Source organism: Pseudomonas sp. P4_C3, assembly GCF_056402075.1.
Map to the genome: position 1 here is coordinate 1 of NZ_JBFUIC010000608.1, position 1395 is coordinate 1395.

General features: G+C 54.3%; 2 protein-coding genes. One reads left to right on the plus strand and one right to left on the minus strand.

All coding sequences use genetic code 11. The features are described from left to right. Positions 1 to 326: 326 nt before the first annotated feature. Positions 327 to 515, plus strand: a complete 189-nt coding sequence (locus AC1DVH_RS31110) for a CopG family transcriptional regulator (protein WP_477757018.1) — start codon at positions 327 to 329, stop codon at positions 513 to 515. Positions 516 to 536: 21 nt separating this feature from the next. Here the strand turns inward: AC1DVH_RS31110 and AC1DVH_RS31115 are convergent. Then, positions 537 to 1395, minus strand: an 859-nt coding sequence (locus tag AC1DVH_RS31115; RefSeq protein WP_477757019.1) for a SulP family inorganic anion transporter, incomplete at its 5' end; no start/stop codon positions are given.

The following is a 1395-nucleotide window of genomic DNA, read 5'->3' on the forward strand; positions in this document are numbered from 1 at the left end:
GCCCTGGGTTGTGCCGTTGAAGAGATCGGTATTTGGATCGATCAGCGCGGCTCGACGATTGATCGTGAGTTGAACCTGATCTTTCACCCGGATGCGCTATCGCTGGTTAAGGCCGTCGATATGTCGTCCGGGCTTTGAAAGCCGGACATAAGGCAGGGGATGGGGATTATCCACGCTGAGTCGAAGCAGATCCGGCTCATCACCCACAGTGAGAGCCAAATCTTTTCTTGTGGGTAAAGTCGAAGTAACGAGCAGCACAGTGACAGCACGGGACAAGGCAATTACAATTTGATTAACATCTAGCGACTTGAGCGATTGAATACCCTATGGAAAGCAAGACTGCGCGCCTCACTGTGCTCATTGATCCCGTCAAGAAAAAAGCCTTCGAGGAACTCTGTGCAGCACAAGACCTGACACCTTCGCAGGTTGTCCGTCAACTGATTCGTGACTACCTGGACACCCACGGTGCCAGCTATTCGACCAAAAGTAAGCATGCTGCCACTACCAAGTCATAACCTGATACGGGCGGTAAGCCCCTAGAGGGTCGACGGGCCCTCTGCAATACTGACCGCTTTAGCCAGCGCGGTGTTGAAGTCGGCGTGGTAATGCTCCGTGCCGATTTCTTGCAAGATACCTACCCTATCGAGCTTGTGGAGCACCTTCGTGTTCGCTTCGCAGAGTTTCACCACGATGTTGCGTTTGTGCAGTTGCTGAATGACCTCCTCCAGCACCTGCAAGCCAGTGATATCCATAAACGGTACACGCTTCAAGCGAATAATCAGCAGACGTGGATCGGTATGGGTCTGTGCCAAGACTCGCTCGAAGGTCTCAGCCGCGCCAAAGAACAATGGCCCTTCAATCGTATAAATCAATGTCCCTGGCGGCAGGCGAGTGTGGCCATTGGCCCTCAGCTCTTCTTCAAGCTCGTGCTCGATTACCTGTTGCACCTCCACAGATGAGGCCATGCGGCGCATGAAGTGCAGCATCGCAAGAATGACGCCGATATTCACGGCGATCACCAGGTCACTGAACACTGTGAGGCTGAAAGTGATGAGCAGAATAGCTACGTCTGCGCGTGGAGCCCGCTGGACCATGCGTTTGAAGTGCTTCAACTCGCTCATGTTGTACGCGACCACGAAAAGAATGGCGGCCAGAGCGCACAGTGGGATGTTTGAGGCCAGAGGTGCCAGAAACAGAATAATAAGCACCAAGGTGACCGCGTGCGTAATGCCGGCCAGCGGGCTCGTGCCGCCGTTACGGATATTGGTTGCAGTACGGGCAATGGCTCCGGTAGCTGCGAAACCGCCAAACAATGGCGTGACCAGATTAGCCACTCCCTGACCGATCAGTTCCTGATTGGAATCGTGCTTGGTGCCCGCCATGCCATCGGCCACC